Origin of the sequence: Parabacteroides sp. AF27-14 (assembly GCF_003635425.1) — a bacterium.
Lineage (GTDB): Bacteria > Bacteroidota > Bacteroidia > Bacteroidales > Tannerellaceae > Parabacteroides > Parabacteroides distasonis.
The window spans coordinates 1-4,024 of the sequence record NZ_QTLZ01000048.1 but is presented as its reverse complement, the minus strand read 5'-3'; the positions used below and the strand labels follow the sequence as shown (position 1 = coordinate 4,024).

At 43.5% G+C, this 4,024-nt stretch carries 4 protein-coding genes; all 4 read right to left on the bottom strand.

From position 1 onward, the window contains the following. The coding region (locus tag DWY79_RS22085) for a nucleoside-diphosphate sugar epimerase/dehydratase (RefSeq protein ID WP_370450009.1) at positions 1–910 on the bottom strand (910 nt) is incomplete at its 3' end. Between the two features lie 117 nt (positions 911–1,027). After that, the gene (locus DWY79_RS22080) at positions 1,028–2,029 is read right to left on the bottom strand and encodes a glycosyltransferase family 4 protein (RefSeq protein WP_121962981.1); all 1,002 of its coding nucleotides are present in this window, start codon (positions 2,027–2,029) and stop codon (positions 1,028–1,030) included. A 6-nt stretch (positions 2,030–2,035) separates the two neighbouring features. Then, positions 2,036–3,019 carry an NAD-dependent epimerase/dehydratase family protein gene (locus DWY79_RS22075; RefSeq protein ID WP_121962982.1) on the bottom strand — a complete coding sequence of 328 codons (984 nt, stop codon included), beginning with the start codon at positions 3,017–3,019 and terminating at the stop codon, positions 2,036–2,038. 150 nt (positions 3,020–3,169) lie between these two features. Beyond that, the coding region (locus DWY79_RS22070; RefSeq protein ID WP_147431814.1) for a glycosyltransferase family 4 protein at positions 3,170–4,024 on the bottom strand (855 nt) is incomplete at its 5' end.

Sequence of the window (4,024 nt, the reverse complement as noted above, 5' to 3'; positions counted from 1 at the left end):
CGGCTCCTGTTATCAGAATCCGCTTACCGGTAAGCTGCTTCCTCACCGCCTCCAAGTCTATCTCGATCTTATCACGGGGCAGTAAATCCTCTATATTCACCTCCCTCAGCTGGGTATGGCTCAAGTCGCTCCTCCCGTCCCACTCTTGGGCGGCAGGAGTCATATAGATCTTTATATTCGCCTTGATCAGCCTGTCCACCATCTCCTGATTATTCCGGATCGCCTCAACTTTCAATGGAGACACCAGCAAGACATTAGACCGTTTTTTCCTCATCACAGAAACCAATTCCTCATCATTCGGGTAAACCTTGACTCCCATTAAATATCGATACTCTATCTCCGCTATGTCCGAGATAAACCCCGCCAGCACAAACCGGGCCGGATCCTGATTCTGGATACTCTTCGCCAAACTCACCCCACCTTGCTTCACGCCATAGATAAACGCACGCTCCGCCTTAGCCACCCGGAAAGTACTCACATAAAAGAATTTAACGAACACACGCATCATCCACATCAAGCTCATAGCCAACAATGCGGAGAGGATCAGATCCCGTTTACGGATATACACCAAATAAGGAGAAAAGTCCGTCAACGCCTGAAACACGACTACGCAAATCAAGCCAAACAAGACGGCGAATCCCACCTTTTGCAAGTCCACGAAAGAGGAATAACGTATAATCCCCGAATAGGTATGGAACAGGCGAAAGCCTACCAGATAAGGAATCAGGCATACCAACAGCGTGACCAATAGATGTCCTAAGATATCCAAGGTTGATAATACGCCATTATTCAAGGTATACACCAACAAAGCAGAAAATAAGATCAAGCAGCAATCCAGCAAGATAATACCCCAATAGGGTAAGGATTTCTTGGAAAAGTACCAGGTAGATAGTCGAGAAAAAAGACTCATAATAATCTCAATATATTTTTCTTTAAACAATTAACGATATAGGCCATATCCTTAGCACATAAGGATCAGGGGGGTATCACTCATGTAAGCAAGTAAAATCCACATAAAAACCATAACTTAATTCTCTTTTATAATCGAAGCTAAATATTCTTCATGCAAACAATAGTATTTTTTCATAAATACCACATACAACAACGCCACCACCACTACTACCGCCAACAAATACAACCAATGTGCCATTACGGTATCAGGTATCACATAGATAAATGCCAAAGAAACCGCCAACTGTAAACACATATATACCAACGACACTTTAACGTGACCAATCTTAAGTTCATTCGCCATCAACTGATAAGCATGTTTACGATGCGCTTGACCTAGATTCTCATGCAGTAGAACGCGATGCATTATCGTCAAACAACCATCCACACCATAAACCAATAAAAAGACCAAGTAAGTCACGTCCGTTGTCTTAATAATCAGACTGCCTATCATAAACAGCAAAATATAGGCTATACTTATAGAACCTACATCTCCGGCGAAGCACTTAGCCTTTCCCTTGGGACGAAAGTTAAAAAGACAAAACACCAAAACACTAAGTGCCGAAACGTAGATCAAAGACGGATCAACAAAACCGGACTTCTCGTTTACCAGCATCAATGGAAGCAATACTGATAGAGAATAACCAGCCGTAATGCCATTTATACCATCCATGAAATTAATGATATTCGAGGCTCCCACACAAACGATAAGCGCCAACAACAACACCCACCACATATTCAGGCGCAATATATCCAATTGATAAAACATCATCACCATGGCAATGAATTGGGCCACCAAACGCACAGAATCAGGCAAGCTACGTACATCATCTATAAAACTTACGCCCCCAATTAAGGTAACGGCCATAAGAAACCACGGCGTAGAAAATCCAAAAAAGAAAGCCCATGTCCATAAACCCAGTAAAAAGATAATGCCACCACCTCTCAAGACAATAGAGGCATGGGAACTGCGCTCGTTGGGTTTATCAATGATATTAAACTTATCCGCTATATGGAAATAAAAAAGCTCCGCAAAAAATAGCAAAGCGAAAATCAGTACATAAAGCAAGCCGTTCATATCTTATCACTTCTTAAAGCTAAGAATAGTACAAGCCAATCCCTCTTTTGCGGATACCGGCATCTTTTGTAACCCCAAAGCCTTTTTTATTTTAGCATTACTTACCACATAATTCTCTGTCAGCTTCTGCATACGAAACGGATTGAGTGGAAGATGTAGCCATCCACCCATCTCTGCCATCACGTTCATTACCCCTTTAGGGATATACAAAATTCTCGTCTTCTTACCCAACGCCTCACAAATCACCTCGATTAATTCATTGGTAGACAACGGATCGTCATCAGCCATATGATAGATGCCGCTCTCTACCTTTTGAGTCAAGAAACCTTCTATCACTGTACAGAGGTTCTGTACGCTAGTGAATGAACGACGATTCTCAAATGCCCCAAGCGGCCAAGGAATCCCTTTACTCACTACATTATATAACAGATTCAAATTCCCCTTATTTCCCGGGCCATGAATCATACAAGGACGCATGATATATACATGTTTGTCGGGATAGATAGAACTATCTCCAAACGCATGATACAAATTGCCTAACGCTTCCGGCGCAAACCTCTCGATGATATAGTTCTCAGCCTTGATTTTACTTTCACCGTACGGTCCTATGGGAACAGGTACACATTCTTCGGTTAGCATATCTCCTTGTACAGAATCAGCCGCACTTTTTACCGTAGAAAAAAAGATAAATTTCTTGATAGAAGGCCGAGCCAAAAACCAATCAAAAATTCGTTGGGTCAATCCCGTATTAATCTTAAAATAAGTATCTGCGGCACTCCTATTTTTAGTATCATGCGCTTTCCCCGCCAAATGGATCACCGCGTCAAATTCCGGCATCTCCTTATCTAAGTCATCCCAAGAAAAAGTCTTTATCACACCGTCCTTTTCCGGGGTAACAATATCCAAACCATAGAGGCCATGACGCTCCTTCAAGGCAACAACCAGATTGGAACCCACAAAACCGTGGATCCCTGTTATTAATATATTCATTGCAAATTTATTTATGATAAGTATCCCAATTAGCCCCCCCTTAAAAAGAACTTTGTCAACACTTCGGCTTGAGTACTTACTACTAATTCAATCCTACCAACGGGTTATTTATTTTCCCATACGTCACTCTTAGACACTGACATTCAAAAATCAGAAAGCCGATAAAAAATGTTTGTACGCCTCCAGTTGCCTTTCAAAACAGAAAGTCGTCTGGGATAATCCTAAGCAGTTCGCTTTTAGCTGTCGATACTCCTCATCCGGCAAGTGGCTCATGGCTTGTATATTTTTAGAAAGTCCCTCATAATCTCCGGGGGCCGAGACAAAACCCAACTGATTCTCCTTTACAATCTCCTCGCCCTCGCCGCCTCCGCAAAACAAGATAGGAACGCCTAACGGCAGCAAATCAAATAATTTAGAAGGTACGGCTCCTCTTATACGAACCGTCAAGGGGATAATGGAGGCATGGTAACGTGTAAGCTCCTCACGCATCCGTTCCTTGGGCAAAGAGCCATGATAAAAGACCCCTTTATCATGTGTCCTCACATAATCCTCTATCTCCAAGGCTTGATTGCCCCCTCCAAATAAATGAAGCTCCGCTCCCATCCCTTTAAAATCGACACGCTCTATCAACTCCAATATATTCTGCGCCACGCCCAGTAAACCGGCATAGACGATCCTGAAAGGCTTTCGAGAAGAAGGGGGTTGATTCGGTAAAACAAAACGATGCTGCAAATTCCGATACAAGAACGAGGCCTTGCCCGGCTCATACCGTTTTATATAATCCACGATCTCCTTACTCTGCCCTTGACAGGCCGTGGCCTTACGATAAAGGAACCGCTCGATACGCCCCATCACCCTATGATAAACGCCCCCCTCTTTCATGGCCCCCAGCTCCACGGCCGACAACGGCCAAAGGTCTGAGACGTTCAGCACCACCTTTTTCCGGTAGCAACAACGAAAAAGCAACATGGCCGAGGCCGCCGCCAAAACAGGAGGGGTCTGGAT

Excerpts from the sequence above, each read along its gene's own strand:
- DWY79_RS22075 (WP_121962982.1), bottom strand. The coding sequence starts at position 3,019 with ATGAATATATTAATAACAGGGATCCACGGTTTTGTGGGTTCCAATCTG.
- DWY79_RS22080 (WP_121962981.1), bottom strand. The coding sequence starts at position 2,029 with ATGAACGGCTTGCTTTATGTACTGATTTTCGCTTTGCTATTTTTTGCG.